Here is a 25,820-nt window from a genome sequence, read left to right as displayed (position 1 = left end):
GAACTTTGCTATAATAGAGTAAGAAACTTTGATAAAGCAAACGAGGCAGAGATGAAATTACTTTATACTGATATTCGGACTTCTTTGACTGAAATTTTAACGAGAGAGGCAGAAGAGCTAGTTGCTGCAGGCAAGCGGGTTTTCTACATCGCCCCCAACTCTCTTTCATTTGAAAAGGAACGCGCCGTGCTGGAATGCTTGTCCCAGCAGGCTTCTTTTGCGATTACCGTCACGCGCTTTGCTCAAATGGCTCGTTACCTAGTTTTAAATGATTTGCCTGCCAAGACCAGTCTAGATGATATCGGCCTTGGGATGGCCTTTTATAAATGCCTTGCAGAACTGGATCCCAAAGTCTTACGTGTGTATGGTGCAATTAAGCAGGATCCTCAATTTATCCAGCAGTTGATTGAACTTTATCATGAGATGACGACTGCTCAGATGAGCTTTTTGGACTTGGAAAGTTTGACGGATGAGGATAAACGAGCAGATTTACTCTTGATTTTTGAGCAAGTGACTGCCTATCTCAATCAAGGTCAGTTGGCTCAGGGAAGTCAGTTGTCCCATTTGATTGAGGCTATTGAGAATGACAAGGTAAGCAGTGATTTCAGTCAGATTGCCTTGGTTATTGATGGATTTACCCGTTTTTCTGCCGAGGAAGAGCGTGTAGTGGATCTGCTCCATCGAAAAGGTGCCGAGATTGTTATTGGGGCTTATGCAAGCAAGAAGGCTTATAGCAGTCCGTTCACTGAAGGGAATCTCTACCAAGCCAGTGTGGAATTTCTTCATCATTTGGGGGCAAAATACCAAACACCTGCTCAGGATCGTTCTCAGACACATGAGAAAATGGATAGTTTTGACAAGGCCTCTCGTTTGCTGGAGTCTTCTTATGATTTTTCAGAACTTGCTTTAGATGTAGATGAGAAGGACAGTGAAAACCTGCAAATCTGGTCTTGTTTGACGCAAAAAGAGGAGTTGGAGCTGGTGGCTCGCGCTATTCGTCAGAAATTACATGACCATCCAGAACTGAGTTACAAGAATTTTCGCATTCTCTTAGGGGATGTGGCTTCTTACCAGTTATCACTGAAAACCATTTTTGACCAGTATCAGATTCCTTTCTATCTTGGTAGAAGTGAATCCATGGCTCATCATCCTTTGACTCAGTATGTGGAGTCTATTTTACGTTTGAAACGCTACCGTTTTCGTCAGGAGGATTTGATTAATCTCCTCAGAACTGGTCTGTATACTGACCTTAGCCAAGCGGATATTGATGCTTTTGAGCAATATCTCCGCTATCTTGGCATCAATGGCTTGCCTGCTTTTCAGCAGACCTTTACCAAATCCCACCATGGAAAATTTGATTTAGAGCGTTTAAATTCTCTTCGTCTGCGAGTTTTGGCGCCACTTGAAACCTTATTTGCCAGTCGAAAACAAAAGGCTGAAAATCTCTTGCAAAAGTGGAATACTTTTCTAAAAAATGCTGCTTTAAGCAAGCAGATGCATGGTTTAACATCTACTATGGAGGCTTATGAACAGGAAAGACAAGCCGAAGTTTGGAAGGCTTTCTGCCATGTTTTAGAACAATTTGCGACCGTTTTCGCTGGTACACAGGTTAGTCTAGAGGATTTCCTAGCCTTGCTCCATTCTGGAATGAGCTTATCCCAGTATCGTACCATTCCAGCGACAGTGGACACTGTTCTGGTGCAGAGTTACGATTTGATTGCGCCCTTAACGGCTGACTTTGTCTATGCCATCGGACTGACTCAGGATCATTTACCAAAAATTGCGCAAAACATCAGTCTTTTGACAGATGAAGAACGACAAAGTCTAAACCAAGCGACTGAGGAGGGAGCACAATTACTGATTGCAAGTAGTGAAAATCTCAAGAAAAATCGCTATACCATGCTTTCTTTAGTCAATGCTGCTCGTAAGCAGTTGGTGTTATCCGCTCCAAGTCTCCTCAATGAAAATGAGAGCAAGGAATCGGCCTATCTTCAGGAACTGGTGAGTTTTGGATTTAGCCGGATAGAAAAGAAAATTCATCAAAAAAGTCTGTCTAAGGATGATATGGGTTCTTATCACAGTCTTTTGTCTAGTCTGGTTGCCTATCACCAGCAGTATGAGACGAGTGATACAGAGCAAGATGTGACCTTTGTCAAGGTTCTGGCGCGTGTGATGGGGAAAAAACTTGATCAGAAAGGTCTTACAAATCCAGCTATCCCAACTAATCCAAGTAGCAAGCCATTAGAGAAAGAGACCTTGCAGGCTCTCTATCCCGCTGACAAGGAGTTTTACCTTTCTACGTCTGGTTTGACGGAGTTTTACCGCAATGAATACAGTTATTTCCTCCGTTATGTCTTAGGTTTGCAGGAAGAATTGCGCCTTCGTCCAGATGCTCGCAGTCACGGGAATTTCTTGCACCGTATTTTTGAACGTGCCTTGAAACTACCTGCTGAAAATTCCTTTGACCAACGTCTGGAGCAAGCTATCAAGGAAACCAGCCAAGAACGCGAATTTGAAGCTATTTATCAGGAAAGTTTGGAAGCCCAGTTTACCAAGGAAGTTCTACTTGATGTCGCGCGAACTACGGGCCACATCCTACGTCATAATCCAGCTATCGAAACCATCCAAGAGGAGGCAACATTTGGTGGTAAAGATCAGGCCTTTATTCAATTGGATAATGGACGGAGTGTCCATGTGCGAGGCAAGGTTGACCGCATTGACCGTTTGAAAGCTGACGGAGCACTAGGAGTGGTGGACTACAAGTCTAGTCTGACCCAGTTCCAGTTTCCTCATTTCTTCAATGGGCTTAATTCCCAATTGCCAACCTATCTTGCTGCCCTAAAAAGAGAAGGGGAACAGAACTTTTTCGGTGCTATGTACTTGGAAATGGCTGAACCTGTCCAATCTCTGTTGACCGTTAAGAGTTTGGCAGGAGCAGTAGTAGAAGCCAGCAAATCAATGAAATACCAAGGACTCTTTTTAGAAAAAGAAAGCAGTCACTTGGGCGAGTTTTATAACAAAAACAAGGCCAATCAGCTGACAGACGAGGAGTTCCAGCTCCTGCTGGACTATAATGCCCACCTGTATAAGAAGGTAGCTGAGAAGATTTTACAAGGTCAGTTTGCCATTAATCCCTATACCGAAAATGGCAGAAGCATTGCCCCATACGTCCAGCAACACCAAGCCATCACAGGTTTTGAAGCAAATTACCACTTAGGACAAGCCCGTTTCCTAGAGAAGTTGGACTTAGCTGATGGCAAGCGTCTGGTTGGAGAAAAGCTCAAGCAAGCTTGGTTTGAGAAAATGAGAGAGGAGTTGAATCGATGAAGCCCATTTCCTTTTTAACTGAGGAAGAAATTCAAAAACTGCAAGAAGCAGAAGCGAGTTCGAACAAGGAACAGAAGAAAACAGCTGAGCAAATCGAAGCCATTTATACGGCAGGGCAAAATATCCTAGTTTCAGCATCCGCTGGTTCAGGGAAGACCTTTGTCATGGCAGAGCGTATTCTGGATCAGTTAGCCCGTGGTGTCGAAATTTCTCAACTCTTTATCTCGACCTTTACCGTCAAGGCTGCCACTGAACTAAAAGGACGTTTGGAGAAAAAAATCAGCCAACAAATCCAAGAAACCGATGATGTTGATCTCAAACAACACTTGGGACGTCAGTTGGCAGACCTGCCAAACGCTGCCATCGGAACCATGGACTCCTTCACACAAAAATTCCTTGGCAAGCATGGTTATCTGATTGATATCGCACCGAACTTCCGTATTCTACAAAATGAAAGTGAACAGTTACTCTTAAAGAACGAAGTTTTTCATCAGGTTTTTGAAGCCCATTACCAAGATGAAAATAAAGAGAACTTTAGTCGCTTGGTCAAGAACTTTGCTGGACGAGGCAAGGATGAACGTGGTCTGCGCCAACAAGTCTACAAAATCTATGATTTCCTCCAATCCACCAGCAGTCCACAAAAATGGTTGAACGAGTCTTTTCTCAAAGGGTTTGAGGAAGCTGACTTTGCAAATGAAAAAGACAAACTGACCGAGCAAATCAAGCAAGCGCTTTGGAATTTGGAAAGCTTTTTCCGTTATCATCTGGATAATGATGCCAAGGAGTTTCCCAAAGCTGCCTATTTAGAAGCTATGCAACAGGTTCTGGATGAAATTAGTTCCTTAAATCAAGAGTCCGATAGCCAGGCTTATCAAGCAGTTCTTGCGCGTATTGTCGTCATCTCTAAGGAGAAAAATGGTCGAGCTCTGGCTAATTCTAGTCGTAAGGCCGATTTGAAACCACTGGCTGATGCCTATAACGATGAGAGAAAGGTCCAGTTTGCTAAACTAGGACAACTGGCGGACCAGATAACCATTCTCGACTATCAAGAACGTTATCATGAAGATACTTGGGAGCTAGCTAAAACCTTCCAAACATTTATGAGTGATTTTGTGGAGGCTTATCGCGAACGTAAACGCCAAGAAAATGCCTTTGAATTCGCTGATATCAGTCATTACACCATTGAGATTTTAGAGAATTTCCCACAAGTTCGCGAGACTTATCAAGAGAGATTTCACGAAGTCATGGTCGATGAGTATCAGGATACCAACCACATTCAAGAGAGAATGTTGGAATTGCTGTCGAATGGTCACAATCGCTTTATGGTGGGAGATATCAAGCAGTCCATCTACCAGTTCCGTCAGGCAGATCCTCAGATCTTCAATGAAAAATTCCAACGCTATGCGCAAAATCCTCAAGAAGGAAAGCTGATTTTGCTCAAGGAAAATTTCCGTAGTAGTTCAGAAGTGCTATCAGCAACCAACGATGTATTTGAACGTCTCATGGACCAAGAGGTCGGCGAAATCAACTATAATAGCATGCACCAGCTTGTTTTTGCCAATACCAAACTGACTCCTAATCCAGACAACAAGGCAGAATTTCTCCTCTACGATAAGGACGACAGCGAACAAGAGGAGGAAGAGAGCCAAACAGATACGAAACTAACTGGTGAAATGCGCCTGGTCCTCAAGGAAATCCTGAAGCTTCATCAGGAAAAAGGTGTAGCCTTTAAGGAAATTGCCCTTTTGACTTCCAGTAGGAGTCGTAATGACCAGATTCTACTTGCCCTGTCTGAGTACGGAATTCCTGTTAAAACCGACGGCGAGCAAAATAATTACCTCCAATCCCTAGAAGTAAAAGTCATGCTGGACACCCTGCGCGTCATTCACAATCCCCTGCAAGACTATGCCTTGGTAGCTCTGATGAAGTCTCCTATGTTTGGTTTTGATGAGGACGAGTTGGCACGCTTGTCCCTTCAGAAAATAGAAGATAAGGCCCAAGAAAATCTCTATGAGAAACTGGTCAATGCTCAAAAACTGGCAACAAGTCAGAAAAACTTGATTTATACAGCTCTAGCTGAAAAACTCAATCAATTCATGGATATTTTGGATTCTTGGCGCTTGTATGCCAAAACCCACTCTCTCTATGACTTGATTTGGAAGATTTACAACGACCGTTTTTACTATGACTATGTTGGAGCCCTGCCAAACGGTCCAGCTAGACAGGCCAATCTCTATGCCCTAGCTCTACGAGCTGACCAGTTTGAAAAGAGTAATTTCAAAGGCTTGTCTCGTTTTATCCGTATGATTGACCAAGTCCTAGAAGCCCAGCACGATCTCGCAAGTGTAGCCGTCGCACCGCCTAAAGATGCTGTGGAACTCTTGACCATTCACAAGAGCAAAGGACTGGAGTTTCCTTATGTCTTTATCCTCAACATGGATCAGGACTTCAACAAGCAAGACTCGATGTCAGACGTCATTCTCAGCCGTCAAAATGGGCTTGGTGTCAAATACATTGCCAAGGTGGAAACAGGAGCAGTGGAAGCACACTATCCTAAAACCATCAAACTCTCCATTCCTAGCCTGACCTATACGCAGAATGAGAAAGAACTGCAACTGGCTAGCTATTCAGAGCAGATGCGTCTGCTGTATGTTGCCATGACGAGAGCTGAGAAAAAGCTCTATCTTGTCGGCAAGGGTTCTCGTGAAAAGCTAGAAGCCAAGGAATACCCAGCAGCAAATAACGGAAAATTAGATAGCAATACCAGACTGCAAGTAAGAAATTTCCAAGATTGGGTCTGGGCTATCAGTAAAGTATTTGCCAAGGACAATCTCAACTTTAGCTATCGTTTTATTGGTGAAGACCAGTTGACTAGGGAAGCTATTGGTCAGTTGGAAAACAAGAGTCCTCTCCAAGATAGTTCTCAAGCAGACAACCGCCAGTCAGAAACCATCAAAGAAGCTTTGGAAATGCTGAAAGATGTGGAAATTTATAATACTCTTCACCGCGCAGCCATTGAACTACCAAGTGTTCAAACCCCAAGCCAAATCAAGAAATTCTACGAACCCGTTATGGATATGGAAGGGGTAGAAATTACTAACCAAACTCCATCACCGGAAAAGCAAATCAGCTTTGATTTACCAGATTTTTCAACTAAAGAAAAGGTAACTGGATCTGAGATTGGTAGTGCCACTCACGAACTCATGCAGAGAATTGATCTCAGTCAGCAACCAACACTTGCTAGCTTGACAGAAACTCTCAAACAAGTTCAAGCTAGTCCAGCTGTTAGAAAAAATATCAATCTTGCTAAAATCCTTGCATTCTTTGACACAGCACTTGGTCAGGAAATTCTTGCTAATACAGACCATCTTTATCGCGAGCAACCTTTCTCTATGCTCAAAAAAGATCAAAAGAGTCAGGAAGACTTTGTTGTCCGTGGGATCTTGGACGGCTATCTACTTTACGAGGACAGAATTATTCTTTTTGACTACAAGACAGACCGTTACGATGAACCAAGTCAACTCATAGACCGCTACCGTGGTCAGTTAGCCCTATACGGAGAGGCTTTATCTCGAGCCTATTCGATTGAAAACATAGAAAAATACTTGATTTTACTCGGTAAAGATGAGGTTCAAGTTGTAAAAGTATAATTTATACTCTTCGAAAATCAAATTCAAACCATGTCAGCTTCACCTTGCCGTATATAGGTGACTGACTTCGTCAGTTCTATCCACAACCTCAAAACTGTGTTTTGAGCAACCTACGGCTAGCTTCCTAGTTTGCTCTTTGATTTTCATTGAGTATTAGAAAGGAGACCTCGTGACACTTCCAGTTAGAAAATCCCTGCACGATGCGGTTTTACAGGCTTCAAAAGCCGATACTTGGGATCAAGCTACCAAGGAATGGAATGAAGTTTCCTTGATCTTTAATGGCATTGGCCGTAGTAATTGTGTCTGCGGGAATGCCATAAAATACGCCTACGAACTCTTTAACGGAGTCACAGGCCAACGTCTTTTTCCTATCGGAAGCGACTGTGTTCGCCATTTTCATCGTATTAGCCTCGATCGGCAACTAGAAGAGGAAGAAAAACTACTCAGAAAAGTTGAAAATCTAACCAGAAAGGCTCAGAAAAAGGAAAAAATCAAGGTTAATAAAAGCGATTTTGACGAACGACTTCTAAAATGGTTTTGGGAAAAAGGTGTTTTCAAAGCCAATCGTGGCAATCAATTCGCACCTGAGAGAGACTATCAGCTCTTCCTAGAGGTCTTTCAAGGCGGAAGTTGGACCAAGGCAGAGCCAAAGAAGAAGGCTCGTATGGAAGAAGTGCTGGAAAAGTGTATCAAACCTTTTTTACTTGGTAAGACCGATGACCAACTCTACCTTGTCAAACTAGGCAAGGAGAAAATCGACTACGAGCAGCATTTACGGATTCAGGCAGAGAAAGAACGCAAGAAGAGAGATAAAATCGCCAAGCAATACGCTGACAACCTCATTCTTGCTATGGGGCCTGCAGAACGAGCCTATCAAGATTACTTCGGCTTTACAGAAACCTTGACCCAAGAAGAACGAAAATGGGAAAAAATCCTCTTTGGTAAGAATAGGGACGAACGGGCTATCAAGGCTAAACAAAACCAAAAGGAGTTGGAAAAGGATCAGCGAATTGCAAATCAAGATCCTATTGAACGAAAGCAGAAGCAGACTTGGCTTCTCAATTCCTATTTTCGGGATTTGCCTGATGAAAAATCCAGATTTTCTCGGCTCCTATTAGAATATCGAAAAAGTGGAGAAGTATGCTTTTCAGATGAATACTTATCTGAGCATCTCATCGACTTTTTTTACAAGATGAAAGCCTTTGAGTTTGAGATTGCTCCGGAACAAGCTGCTGAATTTTTAAAAGAATGCCTTCAGGCAGAACATCTGTCATCTGCACAAGAAAGCTGGACTAGAGGGATTCTCCTCAATTGTCTTCATCCGTTTTTAGATAGGTTACTCATATAGAAAAAATCCTACCTTGTCTATGCATGGTAGGATTTAAGTATCTCCAAAGATGTACTGGTAAAGTTGGACGACTTTCTGAAAACATTGTGTGTCCATTCTTGTTATTTTTTGAGCATTACGCATCCGAAAATCAAAGGTATACAGTTGAAATGGATTGACAGCGCCATCTACCTTGTCCGACGAGACAGGAACGAGCAAGCCTTTTTCTGCCAAACGACGTTGGCCGTGAGTGATAGGACAGACAGCCACAAAACCAGTTTGCAAGGCATATTCTCTCCTAGAAACGACCAAGGCAGGTCGCCGTTTCTGGATTTCTCGACCGACTGATGGATCAAAGTCCAGCCAAATGATATCCTGCTTTTCAGGAATATAGTCAGATTTCGCTATCAAGTGACCTTACCCCTTCAAAATCATTTGTCATTCTCAAATCAGTAATCCCATCAAAAGGATCTTTCAGTTTTGGAGCTAAGACAATGACTCCGTCAATCCCTTTGTAGACAACCATTTCTTGACCTTCTGTCATCCCCAAATTTTTAGGAATAGTCACAGTGAGAGAATTCCCTACCTTCCGAGTCTTTACTGTATTCATCGCTCTACCTCCACGAATTAGTATACACTAAGTATATACCTGTTAGCAAAAAAAGTCAAGTAAATCGTGACTGGCATCAAGGATGTTTCGTACCTATACTATTTGTCATTTATTGTGGTCAAAGCCTGTGCAAAAGTTCCTCATTTATGATAGAATAGGTAGTAAGAAAGAAAACGTTTTTACTACGTTTTTTTTAGTCGGAAGGGGAAAATATTATGGCTACTATTCAATGGTTTCCGGGTCACATGTCTAAGGCTCGGCGGCAAGTTCAGGAGAATCTTAAGTTTGTTGATTTTGTGACGATTTTGGTGGATGCTCGGCTACCTTTATCTAGTCAAAATCCTATGTTAACCAAGATTGTGGGGGATAAACCTAAACTCTTGATTTTAAATAAGGCGGATCTTGCTGATCCTGCAATGACCAAAGAATGGCGTCAGTATTTTGAATCACAGGGAATCCAAACTCTGGCTATCAATTCCAAAGAGCAAGTGACTGTAAAAGTTGTTACTGATGCTGCTAAAAAGCTCATGGCTGATAAGATTGCACGCCAGAAAGAACGCGGTATTAAGATCGAAACCTTGCGGACTATGATTATCGGAATTCCAAATGCCGGCAAGTCAACTCTCATGAACCGTTTGGCTGGGAAAAAGATTGCGGTTGTCGGCAATAAACCAGGTGTTACTAAGGGGCAACAGTGGCTCAAAACCAACAAAGACCTGGAAATATTAGACACGCCAGGTATTCTATGGCCTAAATTTGAAGACGAAACCGTTGCTTTGAAACTAGCCTTGACTGGAGCAATTAAAGATCAACTACTCCCAATGGATGAAGTGACCATTTTTGGTCTCAATTATTTCAAAAAACATTATCCAGAAAAGCTAGCTGAACGCTTCAAACAAATGAAGATAGAAGAAGAAGCACCTGTTATCATCATGGATATGACCCGTGCCCTTGGTTTCCGAGACGACTACGACCGCTTTTACAGCCTCTTCGTCAAGGAAGTCCGTGATGGAAAACTCGGTAACTACACCTTAGATACATTGGACGACATCGATGACGACGATTAAAGAAATCAAGGAACTTCTTGCTACTGTCAAAGAATTAGACAATCCCCTTTTTCTTGAACTGGAAAAGGATCCTCGTTCTGGAGTTCAAAAAGAAATCAACAAGCGTAAAAAATCCATTCAGGCTGAACTGGACGAAGACCTTCGCCTAGAAACTATGCTTTCCTATGAAAAAGAACTGTATAAGCAAGGATTGACCCTAATTGCAGGTGTTGACGAGGTCGGCCGTGGTCCTCTGGCTGGCCCTGTAGTTGCTGCAGCTGTTATTTTACCTAAAAATTGTAAGATTAAAGGCCTCAACGATAGTAAAAAAATCCCCAAAAAGAAACATCTGGAAATTTATCATGCTGTTCAAGACCAAGCCTTAGCAATCGGCATTGGTATCATGGATAATCAGGTCATCGACCAAGTCAATATCTATGAAGCTACCAAACTAGCCATGAAGGAAGCAATCTCCCAGCTCAGTCCGCAACCTGAGCACCTCTTGATAGATGCCATGAAACTGGAGTTACCAATTTCACAAACCTCCATTATCAAAGGAGATGCTAACTCCCTCTTAATCGCAGCAGCATCTATAGTAGCCAAGGTGACACGGGATGAATTGATGAAGGAATACGATCAGCAATATCCTGGCTATGATTTTACAGCTAATGCAGGCTATGGAACAGCTAAACATCTAGAAGGGCTTGAAAAACTAGGTGTCACCCCAATTCACCGAACCAGTTTTGAACCAGTCAAAACACTGGTTTCAACTAAGAAAGACAAGTAAGAGGAAATGATTATGGAGGAACAGTCAGAAACACTCAGTTCCAAGAAAGAATTTGCCTTTGCCTCAAGCACCATATTATCCCAAGTTGGACGAGGAATCATTGTTGGTCTCGTCGTCGGGATAATCGTCGGATCCTTTCGTTTCTTAATCGAAAAGGGTTTCCATCTGATACAAGGACTCTATCAAGATCAAGCGCACCTAGTGCGCAATCTTTTTATCATTGGCCTATTTTATGTATTCGTTTGCTGGCTTAGTGCGAAACTAACTCGGTCAGAAAAAGATATCAAGGGTTCAGGAATTCCTCAAGTCGAAGCCGAACTAAAGGGACTGATGACTCTTAACTGGTGGAGTGTCCTCTGGAAGAAATATGTATTAGGTATTCTTGCTATTGCCAGTGGCCTTATGCTAGGTCGAGAAGGGCCAAGTATTCAACTTGGAGCGGTCGGTGGTAAAGGCATTGCCAAGTGGCTCAAATCTAGCCCAGTAGAGGAACGTTCCCTGATCGCCAGTGGAGCTGCTGCAGGTTTAGCCGCTGCCTTTAATGCACCGATTGCAGGTCTCCTCTTTGTTGTGGAGGAAGTCTATCACCATTTTTCACGATTTTTCTGGGTCTCAACTCTAGCAGCCAGTCTCGTGGCAAACTTTGTTTCTCTGCTCATATTTGGCTTAACACCCGTACTGGATATGCCAGACAACATTCCTCTCATGACCCTAGACCAGTATTGGATTTACCTCTTTATGGGAGTTTTTCTCGGACTTTCTGGTTTTCTCTATGAGAAGGCTGTACTCAATGTTGGTCGAATTTATGACTGGATTGGTCAAAAAATCCATTTGGATAAAGCTTATTATCCAATCCTAGCCTTTATCCTTATCATACCAGTCGGGATTTTCTTGCCACAAATCCTTGGTGGTGGAAATCAGCTTGTTCTTTCCCTAACTGAGCAAGATTTTAGTTTCCAGGTTTTATTAGCTTACTTTTTGATTCGCTTTATTTGGAGCATGATTAGCTATGGAAGTGGCCTCCCAGGAGGAATTTTCCTTCCCATTCTGGCGCTTGGTTCCTTACTTGGTGCCCTAGTTGGTGTCATTTGTGTCAACCTTGGGCTTGTCAGTCAGGAGCAATTCCCTATATTTGTCATTCTGGGAATGAGTGGCTACTTTGGGGCAATTTCCAAGGCACCCTTAACTGCCATGATCCTCGTAACTGAGATGGTTGGGGATATTCGCAACCTCATGCCACTGGGCTTAGTGACCTTAGTCGCCTACATCGTCATGGATCTGCTCAAGGGAGCACCAGTCTATGAGGCCATGCTCGAAAAAATGCTACCAGAAGAAGCAACAGACGAAGGAGAAGTCACCCTCATAGAAATCCCTGTGTCTGACAAAATCGCTGGAAAACAGGTTCACGAGCTCAACTTGCCACATAACGTACTCATTACCACCCAAGTCCATAATGGCAAAAGCCAAACAGTTAACGGCTCAACTAGAATGTATCTTGGTGATATGATTCACCTGGTGATTCCAAAAAGTGAAATTGGAAAAGTCAAAGATTTGTTGTTATAAGTTCTGTTTACATAATTTATTTTACGTAAAATATTATTGAAAGGATTCTCAATGAAAAGAAATAAGGCAATTGCGGTATTTTTGCTGGGCACTTTTAGCCAAATAATATCAGCTTGTCTCCTTTTCTTTCTCTTGAATCATTTTTCTGTTCAGTCCAATCTATTATCTATTTTAGGAATCTTTCTAGGTGGCATTTCTTCAGCACTTTGGGGAATCATTGTTGCAAATCACTTTTTTCATATTCCTTTTAAGAAGATCGTTAACGATTTTTTGAACATTCATACCAGTTATAAACACTATTTATTATCTTTTTCCCTAATTATCCTTGATTTTTCTTTTCTAATGTTTGGTGGGAAAATGATAGAATTTAGCTGGTATCTCCCATTTTTGATGTTCTTCAAATTTATTGTCTTTGGTGGTATAGAAGAGATTGGATGGCGATATGTCTTTCAACAAATTTTACAAGAGAAGTTGCCATATTTTTACTCAACAATCCTAACCTTTTTCAGCTGGGCGATTTGGCATCTGTTGTTCTTTTACATAGATGGCTCCCTAGCAACTCTGCAAACTCTACCGTTTTTATTTGGATTGCTGACGAATTCTTTCATACTCTCAGCTCTTTATATCAAAACAAAAAATCTCTGGATTTGCGTTATGACACATTCTATCATTAACGTCTTGTCTCATCTAACCATAGACACTGATCGATACGAAACCTACCTGATTAGAATCTTCATCATCTTGGTATCCTGCTATATGGTAGTACATAAAAAAGATGTGCATAGTCGGTAGCTGATTTTGTTGGAAACAGTATTATTCTTTGGAAAAGTTATTTGCTAAGGAGGACATACATCATAATGAAAATACTTGATGTTTTATATAATTTTTATGGTGATTTTGATTTCATTGAAGAAAAATACAATGAAAAATACGAAGGTATTCTTATCAAGATAAAGGAAGAGCAAGGGTATAAAAGATGCCGCTTGGCAAAAAGAACACCAAAAAAAGAAGGATATTTTACAGTTTTTTGGAAAAAAGACCAAAACAACAAGAACATTCCTTATACCAATGAGGACTTAGGAAATGAACTTATAATCGTTATCATTGATAATGATAAGAGGGGACTATTCGTTATTCCAAACGAGGTGGCTATTCGTAAAAACATTCTGTCGACAAAAGATAGCAATGGAAAAATGTCTATGCGATTTTATCCTCCTTGGTGCTCAAATTTAAATACAACAGCTCGAGCAACACAAAAATGGCAATTGCAATATTTTAGAGAAATTAAAATATAAACATATTGCCGGATTACATACACACAAAAGACCTGTTTCTTATGATTGTGGAACCAGGTCTTTGTTTTTTCTAGAATCCATCAAACACTTACAATATCTTTCCGAAAAACTATAATTTTCTTGAAAAATATATAAGTCTATGCTATACTACTAGTAGACCTAATTATGGAGAAAATACATGAAACGTGAGATTTTACTGGAACGGATCGACAAACTAAAACAAATCATGCCCTGGTATGTTCTGGAATACTATCAATCAAAGCTTGCTGTTCCCTACAGTTTTACAACTCTGTACGAATACCTCAAGGAATACGATCGATTTTTCAGCTGGGTTTTAGAGTCTGGAATTTCAAATGCTGATAAAATGTCTGACATTCCTTTATCGGTCTTGGAAAATATGTCTAAAAAAGACATGGAATCCTTTATTCTTTATCTACGTGAACGTCCATTGCTGAATGCTAATACAACCAAGCAAGGTGTCTCTCAGACGACCATCAATCGGACCTTGTCAGCACTTTCCAGTCTTTACAAGTATCTGACCGAGGAGGTTGAAAACGACCAGGGGGAGCCTTATTTCTATCGTAATGTAATGAAGAAAGTTTCAACCAAGAAAAAGAAAGAAACTCTTGCTGCCAGAGCTGAAAACATCAAGCAAAAACTCTTTCTAGGTGATGAAACAGAAGGTTTTCTAACCTATATCGACCAGGAGTACCCACAACAGCTCTCAAATCGCGCTCTCTCATCATTTAATAAGAATAAAGAACGTGATTTGGCTATTATTGCCCTTCTCTTGGCGTCTGGTGTCCGCTTATCTGAAGCTGTTAATCTGGATCTAAGAGACCTTAATCTCAAAATGATGGTTATCGATGTCACTCGAAAAGGGGGTAAACGAGACTCGGTCAATGTCGCTGCCTTTGCTAAGCCTTACCTAGAGAATTATCTCGCCATTCGAAATCAACGCTATAAGACGGAAAAGACGGATACAGCTCTCTTTTTGACACTCTATCGAGGTGTTCCCAATCGTATTGATGCTTCTAGCGTTGAAAAGATGGTTGCTAAGTACTCTGAGGACTTTAAAGTCCGTGTAACTCCCCACAAACTCCGCCATACCTTAGCAACCAGGCTCTATGATGCAACTAAATCTCAAGTTTTGGTCAGCCATCAGCTAGGACATGCCAGTACACAAGTCACTGACCTCTATACCCACATTGTCAATGATGAACAAAAGAATGCTTTGGATAGCTTATAAAATACATAAAATTATTTATGTAAAATATAACTCATAAAAAGAAGCTGGTCAAACAACCAACTTCTTTTCTTTTTATCCCACTACTGCTTCAGCGATTTCTTCACGGCTAATACCAGCAAAGTAGCGTGTAATATCAATAGTTTCTAGAGCTTTAAGAACATCCTCACGTTCGTATTTCACTCCACGAAGGACATCTTCTACTGCAGCAACGTCCTCGATACCAAAGAAGTCACCATAAATTTTGATGTCTTGGATTTTTGATTCAAGAACATTGGCAAAGACTTCTACCTTACCACTAGTGAATTTTGTTCCACGACGGACGTTAAACTCAGGTGATTTGCCGTAGTTCCAGTCCCAAGTACCAAACTTTGTATCCTTGATGCGATTGATTTCAGCCAATTCTTCCTCAGAAAAAACGTATTCAGTCATCTCTGGGTACTCTTTTTTCATGTATTCCAATAGTAAATCACGGAATTCTTCAACTGTGATTTTTTCTGGTAATTCATTGACAATATTGGTTACACGGGCACGGACAGATTTCACACCTTTTGATTCAAATTTATCTTTTGAAACCTTGAGGGCGTTAGCAAGGACTGACAAATCAACGTCAAAGAGCAAGCAACCGTGGTGCATGATACGCCCATTGATATAGGCTTGGGCATTGCCACAGAATTTCTTACCTTCAATCTCAAGGTCATTACGGCCTGTAAACTCAGCTTTAACACCGAGTTGAGCCAAGGTATTGATAACTGGAGTTGAAAAACTCTTAAAGTCAAAGGCCTTGTTTTCATCTTCTTTTGAAATGATGGTGTAGTTGAGATTGTTCAGATCGTGATAAACAGCTCCACCACCACTGATACGGCGGACTACCTCAATGCCATTTGCACGGACATAATCACGGTTGATTTCTTCGATAGTATTCTGGTGACGACCAACAATGATAGAAGGTTTGTTAATCCAAAGTAGGAAGATTTGATCCTCATCCAAAAGGTGTTTAAAGGCATATTCTTCCAAGGCGATATTAAAAGCAGTGTCGTTTGAATGATTGATAATGTATTTCATAGTATTTCCAAAAATTTAGTTTTTAAATTCTGTTCATAGCAATCCAATTTTCTAAAGTGGTAAAAAGAAATGTAACGTGTTATCGTTACATTTCTCGGAAAAATTGAGACAAGAGGCTCAATTTTTAGGCATGGAACTCTAATAGAGGTCGCTGCCGTCCGTACTACTTTAAGAAAATTTAGTTGAAAATCTTATTTATTTTTTCTTAGGTGAATGGATAGCCATTCCTAGAACATCCGCAAATGCTTCGTACATCACTTCAGAGTAGGTTGGGTGTCCGTGGATGGTCTTCAGCATTTCCTCAACAGTGATTTCCATTTCGATAATGCTTGATGCCTCGTTAATCAATTCTGCGGCTGCAGGACCAATGATGTGCACACCAAGGATTTCCCCGTATTTCTTATCTGCAATGACTTTTACGAAACCTTGAGCAGCATCCGATGCAATGGCACGACCGTTGGCTGCAAAGTTGAATTTACCGATTGCAACATCGTATTTCTCACGTGCTTGTTCTTCAGTCAAACCTACTGCTGCTACTTCAGGGAGAGTATAGATGGCTGCAGGAGTCAAGTTCAATTTGGCAACAGCATGATTTCCTTTGAGGGCATTTTCAGCGGCAACTTCACCCATGCGGAAGGCTGCGTGCGCCAACATCTTCGTACCGTTGATGTCACCAGGTGCGTAGATTCCAGGAACAGAAGTTTCCATATATTCGTTAACCTTGATGCGACCACGATCCAATTCAAACTCAACATCGCCAATTCCTTCAAGATCTGGCACACGACCGATTGAAAGAAGAGCTTTATTTGCAATGATATCGTCTTTTCCTTCAACCTTGATACGAAGTTGTCCATTTTCCTCGATGATTTCTTGCAATTTTGTACCTGTTAAGATAGTCATACCTTTGCGTTCTAAAATCAAGCGAAGATTCTTAGAAACTTCCGCATCCATAGCTGGAACGATACGGTCCATCATTTCAATAACAGTCACTTTTGAACCAAATGTCATGAAGGCCTGACCGAGTTCAATACCGACAACGCCACCACCGATGATTACGAGGCTCTCTGGAACTTCGTTCATTTCAAGAATGTCATCACTGGTCATGACAAGTGGAGATTCCATACCAGGAACGTTAATCTTGCTGACTTTTGAACCACCAGCAAGGATGATTTTCTTGGTTTCAAGCAATTCAGAACCATCTACCAAGACATTCTTGTCTTTAGTAATCGTACCAACACCCTTATGAACAGTAACTCCGTAGCTACGAAGAAGACCCGCAACACCACCTACCAAGGTATTGACAACTTTAGATTTAGTTTCCAAAAGTTTGTCCATATCTACAGTGAAGTTTGGATTTTCAATGACGATACCACGATTTGCTGCATGACCGATATTTTCGATGATTTCAGCATTGTGAAGGTATGTCTTAGTTGGGATACAGCCGCGGTTCAAGCAAGTTCCACCGAGTTCAGATTTCTCAACAAGGGCAACCTTACCACCAAGTTGAGCAGCTTTAATGGCCGCTACATATCCAGCAGGACCTCCACCAATCACAACGATATCAAAGGCATCATCGCTCTTGTCGTCGTCGTTTGAAGCACTAGCTGCAGGTACAGGTTTTGATTCTGGCGCAGCAGCTCCAGCTGTTGGGATATTTTCCCCTTCTTCTCCAAGGTAACCGATAACTTCCGTTACAGGGACAGTTTCACCATCTCCTTTGAGGATGGCAATCAAGTATCCATCTTCTTCGGCTTCCAATTCCATGCTGACTTTGTCAGTCATGATTTCCAAAAGGATTTCTCCTTCTTTTACAAATTCTCCGACTTTCTTATTCCATTGGACGATTTGTCCTTCTGTCATATCCACGCCGGCTTTTGGCATAATTACTTCTAAGGCCATGTCTTACTTCCTTTATCTATATCTCTAAAAATAAATACTGTATTTTTAAACCAACATTGAGATTGGGTTCTCAATTAAGGCTTTCAAGTCTTTCATAAACTTAGCACCAGCCATACCATCTACGACACGGTGGTCAATAGTTAACCCCAGGCTCATGATAGGACGAATAACAATCTCACCATTGACAACTACAGGTTTCTCAACTGTTGAGCTAACCCCGAGGATAGCTGAGTTTGGTTGGTTAATAATCGGACCGAAGGACTGAACGCCAAACATTCCCAAGTTACTGATTGTGAAGGTTGAATTTTGCAGTTCGCTTGGAGCCAATTTACCGTCCAAGGTACGACCAATCACATCCTTAAAGGCTACGACCAACTCTGACAAGCTCATTTTTTCAGCATTATAGACAACAGGTGTCATCAATCCATTATCCATACCAACTGCCATCGCAAGGTTGACATAGTTATGAGTGATAATGGTCTTGCCGTCTTCTGTCAATGAAGCGTTGATGTATGGGTGTTTCATCAATGTTTTCACAACAGCGAGTGAAAGAAGGTCTGTTACAGTAGTCTTCTTACCAGTCGCTTCCATAATCGGATCAAGAACCTTCTTACGAAGGGCCAGCATTTCAGTCATATCAACTTCATAGTTGAGTGTGAAAGTTGGCGCAGTTAGGTAAGATTCAACCATACGTTGCGCGATAACCTTACGCATTGGTGTCATTGGAATACGCTCAATCTCACCATAAGGAGTGATATTGTCTGGAACTTCTTCCACTTTTTCGATTTGAGCAGGAGACTTGATGGTGTCGTTTTCGATATTTTCAGGAAGCAAGGCCAAAACGTCCTTCTTCATGATCTTACCATGGTGACCTGTTCCTTGGATTTCCTGCCAAGCAATGTTATGTTCAAGGGCAATTCGTTTTGCAAGTGGCGAAATGCGAACCACGTTTGTGTCTTTATAAGTTTCCACGTCTTCTTTGTGGACACGACCGTTTGCACCTGAGCCAGAAACGTCGTAGAGGTTGATTCCTAGATCATCCGCTAACTTTCTAGCCGCAGGAGTCGCTCTTAGCTTGTCATCAGCCATGACCTCTCCAATTCTATACTAAGATATTAAGGACGAAAAGAGTTCTGCACCTAAAAGATACAAAGTTTCTCGTCTTTTTTATTTTATTTACATAACTTATATTATGTATTATTCTTTGTTATATGTCTTACGGATTGTATCTTTGATGCTTTCAACTGTTGGAATCATTGCATTTTCAAGGTTTTGCGCGTAAGGCATTGGCACATCTTCTCCGGCGCAACGGCGGATTGGTGCGTCTAGATAATCAAATGCTTCTGATTCTGAAATAATAGCTGAAATCTCTCCGATATAGCCACTTGTTTTGTGGGCGTCGTTGACCAGAACGACCTTACCAGTCTTCTTCACTGAGTTAATGATGATATCCTTATCAAGTGGAACGAGGGTACGTGGGTCCACAATTTCAACTGAAATTCCCTCTTCTGCTAATTCTTCAGCAGCTTGAACCACACGGCGAAGCATTTTTCCATAAGTAACGACTGTTACATCTGTACCTTCGCGTTTGATTTCCCCAACCCCAAGTGGGATTGTATAGTCTGGATCAACTGGCACTTCCCCTTTTTGGTTAAATTCTGACTTGTATTCAAGGATGATAACAGGGTTGTTATCACGGATAGAAGACTTGAGAAGTCCTTTCATGTCAGCAGGTGTACCTGGAGCTACAACCTTAAGACCTGGGATGTGTGTGAACCAAGACTCTAGAGACTGAGAGTGCTGAGCTGCAGAACCAACTCCGTTACCAGCTGCACATCGGACAGTCATTGGAACCTGACCTTTCCCACCAAACATGTAACGTGTTTTAGCAGCTTGGTTGACGATATTGTCCATGGCAATGACCGAGAAGTCCATGAAGGTCATATCGACGATTGGACGAAGTCCTGTCATGGCTGCTCCTGCTGCTGCACCTGAGATAGCAGCTTCAGAAATCGGACAGTCACGAACACGTTCTGGACCAAATTCTTCGAGCATTCCAACAGAAGTTCCGAAGTCTCCTCCAAAGACACCGACGTCTTCTCCCATCAAGAATACATTTTCATCGCGACGCATTTCCTCAGACATAGCAAGGATAATGGTGTCACGGAAGGACATTGTTTTTGTTTCCATTTTTATCTCTTTCTCCTTAGTCTGCGTAAATATCTTCAAATGCTGATTCTAGTGGTGGGAATGGGCTTTCCTCTGCAAATTTAACAGAAGCTTCTACTGCTTCCTTGACTTGTGCTTGAATTTCTTCCAATTCTTCTGCACTTGCAATATTGTTTTCAATGAGGTATTTGCGAAGGTTTTCGATTGGGTCTTTTTGTTTCCACAATTCCACTTCTTCGCGCGTACGATATTTACCAGGATCAGATGATGAGTGACCAAGCCAGCGATAGGTTACACTTTCGATCAAGACTGGGCCATTGCCACCACGAACATGATCTACAGCTTTCTTAAATCCTTCATAGACATCGATGACGTTGTTCCCATCTTCGATAAACATTCCAGGAATTCCATATGCCGCACTACGTTGATGGATATGCTCCACATTGGTCATTTTCTTGATATCCGCAGAAATCCCATAACCGTTGTTAATGCAGTAGAAAATAACAGGAAGTTTCCAAATAGAAGCCATGTTGACTGCTTCGTGGAAAACACCTTCGTTGGTCGCCCCATCTCCAAAGAAACAAACAACGATTTTCCCAGTATGTTGCATTTGCTGACTGAGGGCTGCACCGACAGCGATTCCCATACCACCACCAACGATACCATTGGCACCGAGGTTCCCAGCATCCAGGTCAGCGATGTGCATAGAACCACCTTTTCCTTTACAGGTTCCAGTGTATTTCCCGAGGATTTCAGCCATCATTCCGTTGAGGTCAATCCCCTTAGCAATAGCTTGCCCGTGTCCACGGTGATTTGAGGTAATCAGATCATCTGGATTAAGAGCCAGCATCGCTCCGACGTTAGCAGCTTCCTCTCCGACAGAAAAGTGAGTCATACCGGGAACTTTCCCCTTTTTCACTAACTGAGCGATTTTTAAGTCCATGCGACGGATTTCTTCCATCTTACGGAACATCTCTAGCAAAAGATTCTTATCTAAAGTTGACATAATCTTGCCTTTCTAACTTTGTACTTACCTTACTATTTTACCTTTTTTAGTATACGCTGTCAAAGTATATGGCTAATAAAAATTCACAATATAAAAAAATAAACCCCTGTTAAAACAGGGATTCTCTCTAGTTAGAGTATTTTTTCACAAAGTGCTTTTTCAGGATATTTTCCAAAAATTAGCTCAATCTTTTCATTACGGTTTTCAGACGCCATTGATACAAACAACCAGAAACAATCAAGCTGGCAATTAACCCAATCCAGTAGGCAAATGCCCCTAAGTCAGTTACTTGATCTAGTAGATATCCTAGTGGTATCGCTACTCCCCAATATCCGATTAAGCCAAGATAGAAAGGAACGATAGTGTCCTTATACCCTCTTAAAATTCCTTGGAGCGGAGCCGCAAAGGTATCAGCTAGCTGGAAAAAGAGACTGTAGGTTAGAAATACAGCAGTTGTTTCAATGAACTGAGAGTCATTCCCATATAGACTTGCTACACGATCTCTAAAAATGTAGAGAAAAGATAGGGTAAGACCTGCAAAAATAAGGGCGGTTACTCTCCCCAGACGAGCATAGATTTTTGCATCCTCAAAACGTTTGGCCCCCACCTCGTAAGACACAACAATCGCCATAGCAGAGGAAATACTCATAGGAAAAGCATACATGAGACTCGAAAAATTCATAGCTGACTGGTGACTGGCAATGATGAGCGATGAAAACTTAGCCATGATTAGTCCAACCACGGAGAAAATGGCTACTTCAGCAAATACGGTTCCTCCGATTGGTAGACCTAATCGAACACCTTCCTTGATTTTATCTATATTTAGTGGAATACGTTTTTCAAGATGTAACGCTTTTAACCTTTCTTGTTTGAATAAAACAAGAATAGAAATCCCCAATAAAACCCAATAGGCTAGTGAAGTTCCTAGTCCTGCTCCTGCGCCACCAAGCTCAGGGAAACCGAAAGCTCCATATATCAAGAGATAGTTAAAACCACTATTGAGCGGAAGTAATAGGAGCATGAGGTACATAGATAGCTTGGTCAATCCAAGAGAATCCAACAAAGAGCGAATGACACTGAACAGCAACAAGGGAATAATTCCAATAGACAGGTACCAAAGATAGGAAACTGCAACTGCCGCCACTTGAGCTTCTAGTCCGATGTTGGTTAAGACAGGTGGCGCTAAGAATACTACCATTCCAAGCAAGACCAAAGACAGTCCGAAAGCCAAGTAGATAAATTGGTAAAAATCAGATGCTACTTCTTCCTTTTTGCCCCGTCCCAGATGATGGCCTATGATGGGAACCATGGCCGAAACAATCCCTGTTAAAAAAGTAAAGAAAGGATTCCATAGACTCGTTGCGGTTGACACCCCCGCCAAGTCCATGGTATTGTACTGCCCAGTCATGGTTGTATCAACAAAAGAGGCAGAATAATTGGCAAATTGATAGATCAGAATAGGGAAAAATATCTTAAGAAATAAGACAAACTTGTCTTTAAATTGATGGGTTGGATACATATACGCTCTCTATTCTTATAGTTTCTAGAGCAGAATCCCATCTAGTTTTGGTAGACAATTTGTCCCTTGCAGATGGTATATTTAACCTGCCCTTTTAAAGTTTCACCGATAAATGGGGAATTAGCTGCTTTTGACGCAAAATGGGAGTCCACAAGGCGGTCAGCCTTAGCGTCAAAGATAGTGATATCCGCTGGACCATTCTCAGCCAAGTAACCTGCTTCAAAGTTGTAAAGCTTAGCTGGATTGACAGTCATTTTTTCTAGCAATTCCATCAAGCTCAACTCACCAGCTTCCACCAAATAAGTCAAACCAAGAGAAAGAGAGGTTTCCAAACCTGTCATACCAGATGGTGCTTTGGTGATATCTTCAACATTTTTCTCATCTGCATGGTGAGGCGCGTGGTCCGTTGCGATAACTGTGATAACACCTGACTTGAGACCTTCGATAACGGCACGACGGTCTGACTCCAAACGAAGTGGAGGATTCATTTTGGCATTGCTTCCTTGAGTTAAAAGAAGAGCTTCTGTCTTAGAGAAATGCTGTGGCGCTACTTCTGCTGTGACCTGCGCACCTAGTCCTTGAGCAAACTCCACCACCTTGACACTTTCTTCCTTAGACAAATGCTGAATGTGAACATGGGCCTTGGTTGCATAGGCAATCATAACATCGCGCGCAATCATAGCGTACTCAGCCACTCCTGTCGCTCCACAGATATGGAAATGTTCTTTAGCGATGTTTTCGTTAAAGCCAAGAATTCCATTCAAACCTGGATCTTCCTCATGAAGGCAGATAAAGGTATTGAGTTTTTTGGCTTCTACCATTGCTTCCTTAACCACTTTACTACTTTCAAGCGGAATTCCATCATCTGAAAAACCAACGGCTCCAGCTTCTAAAAGAGCCTTAAAGTCTGTCAAGTCTTGGCCATTAAAGTTCTTGGTAATAGTCGCAACTGTCTTGACGTTAATCTTTTCCTTGGCAGCAGACTGGAGAACTTCTTTCAAAGTCTCTACGTCCGAAATGGTTGGACTAGTATTAGCCATCATGACAACGGTTGTAAAGCCACCTGCAGCGGCTGCTAGGGCCCCAGTATGAATGTCTTCTTTATGAGTTTGACCAGGTTCACGGAAATGAACATGGATATCGACTAGTCCAGGCGCAACAACAAGGCCCGTAGCATCAATTAGCTCTGCTCCTTCTTCCTTGATTTCGGCAGCTATTTTGACAATTTTCCCATCTTGCACTAAAACATCACACACTTGATCCAAACCAGACTTGGGATCCATTACACGACCATTTTTGATTAGTAGCATCTGCTTTCTCCTTTATTCATAGAAATCAACTTGGGTATCCAACAATTTATCCCCATCATAAACAAACTTTGCTGAAAAGAAAGGTTTATCTTCTAAAAGCCACTCAACAAAGGTGTGATCACCCTCCCAAGTTGGCTTGCTTAAGACTTCATCATAGGGAACCCATTCTAAGGTCCCCTCATTGCAGTCAATCAAGTCACCCTCGAACTCTGTCACCTTAAAAACATAGGTGTACCAGTCTAAATCTGGCGTAAATTCAGGAAAAGTGATAACACCTTTAAGTACTGGCTTGGCTTTGAGCCCTGTTTCTTCGAGGATTTCACGCGCTGCACATTCCTGTGGAGTCTCACCTCGCTCTAGCTTTCCACCCACACCAATCCATTTGCCTTCATGGACATCGTTGGGCTTCTTATTGCGATGGAGCATGAGCAGTTCTTTTCCGTTATCAATGTAGCAAATCGTCGCTAACTGAGGCATATTCTCTCCTTATCTAAACCAATCGATTGGCACTTGTCCTGTCTCTTTTAAGAATGCATTGGCCTTGGAAAAAGGCTTGGAACCCCAAAATCCTCTATAAACCGATAAAGGACTAGGATGGGCTGATTCGATAACCAAGTGGTGAGGATTGGTAACCAAGGCCTTCTTCTTGCGTGCATAAGCACCCCAGAGTACAAAGACTACAGGTCTGTCTAGATTATTGACAACCCGAATCACAGCATCTGTAAATGGCTCCCATATCTGCCCAGCATGACCATTGGCCTGCCCAGCAGGAACCGTCAAGCAAGCATTGAGAAGCAAGACTCCCTGCTCAGCCCAAGACGTCAAATCATGAGATTTCTTAACGCCGATATCATCTGACAATTCTTTTAAAATGTTTTGCAAGGACGGCGGAGCTGGGATTGAGTCAGGTACAGAAAAACTCAAACCCTGCGCTTGACCTGGCCCGTGATAGGGGTCTTGCCCTAGAATCACCACCTTCACTTCTTCAAGCGGTGTAGTCAAGAGAGCCTGAAAAACTTTTTCCTTAGGTGGATAAACAGTTCCCTGAGCATAGACCTGTTCCATAAATTGATTGATTTTCCCAAAATAACCTTCAGGTAATTGCTCCTTAATCAAAGCATGCCATGATGAGTGTTGCATCTTTCTCTCCTTTATCGTATCCATCTAAAAGCACGTCTTAATTCATCCGTACCATTTTTAAAAAAGCATAAACCATGTGCAAGTATGATTTTATCCGGTTTCCAGTTTAACATACGGGAAAAGGAAACCTTTGCTTCCCTTTGTCTTCCTAAAAAAGTCATCCGATAGTCAATAGGAGTTTGACCATCAGGGGCTGTTACACGAGCTAAACGATAAATTTTTCTTCGGATTGGACTAGCTATCTTTTCAGGTTCAAAATTCTCTATAAGGTCCGTTACAATGAGTGTTTTAGTCGATTTATGAAAAAACACGACCTCTTCGATGACAGAACTTCCCTTAAAAATAAGTTGATCAATCTCATCAGACCATAAGTCAGGTGCCTTATCAGTTAAAGGAGCATCAAATTCCACCATGACATTCTGACTTTTTGCTCTCTCTTCAACTCCTGGACTAGACCATGCTTGTGCATAAGGATATCTTTTTTTCCAATCTGCAATATAGGCGTAGTGAATCTTATTGGGTGAAATTAGGTAAGCGACTTTGCCCAAAGCGTCCAGTTCAGTAAAGAGCTCCTCATTTGGCGCAATAGGAGAATGAATCCAGAGTTTTCCATCGTTTAACTTTATCACTGTCATACGTGTCTGAAAAGGTAGTTTGAGGACCTTCAAGTCCATTTGTATCAAATCACCATCTGCTATCCAGATATTTTGATCAACTTCCTTTAGTGTATACAATGGTTCATAAAGAGAAAGTTCTGGTCTTGACATCGTTTACTATTCCTTTATTTTTACTGCCTCTATTATAGCAAAAAGTGGCTATCTAAACCACTTTTTACAGTTCTTATATATACTGTTATTGACC

The 25,820-nt window shown here is 41.7% G+C and carries 21 protein-coding genes; 9 read left to right on the top strand and 12 right to left on the bottom strand.

All coding sequences use genetic code 11. From position 1 onward, the window contains the following. Nucleotides 1-51: 51 nt before the first annotated feature. The 3 genes from rexB to O3655_RS01360 all read left to right on the top strand — a co-directional run bounded on the left by rexB (nucleotide 52) and on the right by O3655_RS01360 (nucleotide 8,325). Nucleotides 52-3,327, top strand: coding sequence for an ATP-dependent nuclease subunit B (gene rexB, locus O3655_RS01370; RefSeq protein WP_308697029.1), 3,276 nt, complete (start codon nucleotides 52-54; stop codon nucleotides 3,325-3,327). Then, on the top strand, nucleotides 3,324-6,977 hold the full coding sequence (gene addA / locus O3655_RS01365) for a helicase-exonuclease AddAB subunit AddA (RefSeq protein WP_371641120.1): 3,654 nt from the start codon (nucleotides 3,324-3,326) through the stop codon (nucleotides 6,975-6,977). Before rexB ends, addA begins: the two co-directional genes overlap by 4 nt. A 169-nt stretch (nucleotides 6,978-7,146) precedes the next feature. After that, nucleotides 7,147-8,325: a hypothetical protein gene (locus O3655_RS01360; RefSeq protein ID WP_371641119.1), complete on the top strand. Its 1,179-nt coding sequence runs from the start codon at nucleotides 7,147-7,149 to the stop codon at nucleotides 8,323-8,325. A gap of 33 nt (nucleotides 8,326-8,358) precedes the next feature. On the opposite strand, the gene O3655_RS01355 is transcribed toward O3655_RS01360, so the two are convergent. Beyond that, a complete protein-coding gene (locus tag O3655_RS01355; protein ID WP_000560800.1) occupies nucleotides 8,359-8,715 on the bottom strand; it encodes a type II toxin-antitoxin system PemK/MazF family toxin in 357 nt (118 codons plus the stop codon). Next, nucleotides 8,699-8,914: a type II toxin-antitoxin system PemI/MazE family antitoxin gene (gene mazE, locus O3655_RS01350; RefSeq protein ID WP_001098942.1), complete on the bottom strand. Its 216-nt coding sequence runs from the start codon at nucleotides 8,912-8,914 to the stop codon at nucleotides 8,699-8,701. Before mazE ends, O3655_RS01355 begins: the two co-directional genes overlap by 17 nt. 215 nt (nucleotides 8,915-9,129) lie before the next feature. Between mazE and ylqF the strand changes: the two genes are divergently transcribed. The 6 genes from ylqF to xerS all read left to right on the top strand — a co-directional run bounded on the left by ylqF (nucleotide 9,130) and on the right by xerS (nucleotide 14,854). Beyond that, nucleotides 9,130-9,981 carry a ribosome biogenesis GTPase YlqF gene (gene ylqF / locus O3655_RS01345; protein WP_000201310.1) on the top strand — a complete coding sequence of 284 codons (852 nt, stop codon included), beginning with the start codon at nucleotides 9,130-9,132 and terminating at the stop codon, nucleotides 9,979-9,981. After that, nucleotides 9,968-10,747, top strand: a complete 780-nt coding sequence (locus O3655_RS01340) for a ribonuclease HII (protein ID WP_049518701.1) — start codon at nucleotides 9,968-9,970, stop codon at nucleotides 10,745-10,747. The genes ylqF and O3655_RS01340 overlap by 14 nt, the downstream gene beginning before the upstream one ends. 12 nt (nucleotides 10,748-10,759) lie before the next feature. After that, complete coding sequence (locus O3655_RS01335) at nucleotides 10,760-12,310, top strand: chloride channel protein (protein WP_308697027.1); 1,551 nt, start codon at nucleotides 10,760-10,762, stop codon at nucleotides 12,308-12,310. Nucleotides 12,311-12,361: 51 nt separating this feature from the next. Further along, on the top strand, nucleotides 12,362-13,102 hold the full coding sequence (locus O3655_RS01330; RefSeq protein ID WP_308697026.1) for a CPBP family intramembrane glutamic endopeptidase: 741 nt from the start codon (nucleotides 12,362-12,364) through the stop codon (nucleotides 13,100-13,102). Nucleotides 13,103-13,167: 65 nt separating this feature from the next. Beyond that, nucleotides 13,168-13,605, top strand: coding sequence for a MepB family protein (locus O3655_RS01325; RefSeq protein ID WP_084921865.1), 438 nt, complete (start codon nucleotides 13,168-13,170; stop codon nucleotides 13,603-13,605). A gap of 178 nt (nucleotides 13,606-13,783) precedes the next feature. Further along, on the top strand, nucleotides 13,784-14,854 hold the full coding sequence (xerS, locus tag O3655_RS01320; RefSeq protein WP_049491412.1) for a tyrosine recombinase XerS: 1,071 nt from the start codon (nucleotides 13,784-13,786) through the stop codon (nucleotides 14,852-14,854). Nucleotides 14,855-14,926: 72 nt separating this feature from the next. Here xerS and O3655_RS01315 read toward each other — a convergent pair whose 3' ends face one another. The 10 genes from O3655_RS01315 to O3655_RS01270 all read right to left on the bottom strand — a co-directional run bounded on the left by O3655_RS01315 (nucleotide 14,927) and on the right by O3655_RS01270 (nucleotide 25,726). Beyond that, complete coding sequence (locus O3655_RS01315) at nucleotides 14,927-15,916, bottom strand: lipoate--protein ligase (RefSeq protein ID WP_042902263.1); 990 nt, start codon at nucleotides 15,914-15,916, stop codon at nucleotides 14,927-14,929. 195 nt (nucleotides 15,917-16,111) lie between these two features. Continuing rightward, nucleotides 16,112-17,815, bottom strand: coding sequence for a dihydrolipoyl dehydrogenase (lpdA, locus tag O3655_RS01310; RefSeq protein WP_042902262.1), 1,704 nt, complete (start codon nucleotides 17,813-17,815; stop codon nucleotides 16,112-16,114). Nucleotides 17,816-17,860: 45 nt separating this feature from the next. After that, nucleotides 17,861-18,904: a dihydrolipoamide acetyltransferase gene (locus O3655_RS01305; RefSeq protein ID WP_049500690.1), complete on the bottom strand. Its 1,044-nt coding sequence runs from the start codon at nucleotides 18,902-18,904 to the stop codon at nucleotides 17,861-17,863. Between the two features lie 108 nt (nucleotides 18,905-19,012). Then, on the bottom strand, nucleotides 19,013-20,005 hold the full coding sequence (locus tag O3655_RS01300; protein ID WP_008808674.1) for an alpha-ketoacid dehydrogenase subunit beta: 993 nt from the start codon (nucleotides 20,003-20,005) through the stop codon (nucleotides 19,013-19,015). Between the two features lie 16 nt (nucleotides 20,006-20,021). Continuing rightward, entirely contained in the window at nucleotides 20,022-20,990 is a 969-nt protein-coding gene (locus tag O3655_RS01295; RefSeq protein WP_000105349.1) for a thiamine pyrophosphate-dependent dehydrogenase E1 component subunit alpha, read from the bottom strand. Nucleotides 20,991-21,168: 178 nt separating this feature from the next. Beyond that, entirely contained in the window at nucleotides 21,169-22,509 is a 1,341-nt protein-coding gene (locus O3655_RS01290) for an MATE family efflux transporter (RefSeq protein WP_000283627.1), read from the bottom strand. Between the two features lie 41 nt (nucleotides 22,510-22,550). Continuing rightward, nucleotides 22,551-23,819: a dihydroorotase gene (locus tag O3655_RS01285; RefSeq protein WP_000924511.1), complete on the bottom strand. Its 1,269-nt coding sequence runs from the start codon at nucleotides 23,817-23,819 to the stop codon at nucleotides 22,551-22,553. Between the two features lie 12 nt (nucleotides 23,820-23,831). Next, nucleotides 23,832-24,296, bottom strand: coding sequence for an 8-oxo-dGTP diphosphatase (locus O3655_RS01280; protein WP_001135768.1), 465 nt, complete (start codon nucleotides 24,294-24,296; stop codon nucleotides 23,832-23,834). Nucleotides 24,297-24,305: 9 nt separating this feature from the next. After that, a complete protein-coding gene (locus tag O3655_RS01275) occupies nucleotides 24,306-24,959 on the bottom strand; it encodes a uracil-DNA glycosylase (protein WP_001164853.1) in 654 nt (217 codons plus the stop codon). 11 nt (nucleotides 24,960-24,970) lie between these two features. Further along, a complete protein-coding gene (locus tag O3655_RS01270; RefSeq protein ID WP_049478789.1) occupies nucleotides 24,971-25,726 on the bottom strand; it encodes a DUF4336 domain-containing protein in 756 nt (251 codons plus the stop codon). Nucleotides 25,727-25,820: the final 94 nt, after the last annotated feature.

The organism is Streptococcus sp. 27098_8_70 (genome assembly GCF_041432215.1).
GTDB lineage: Bacteria > Bacillota > Bacilli > Lactobacillales > Streptococcaceae > Streptococcus > Streptococcus oralis_CP.
This window is presented reverse-complemented; position numbering and strand designations above follow the sequence as displayed.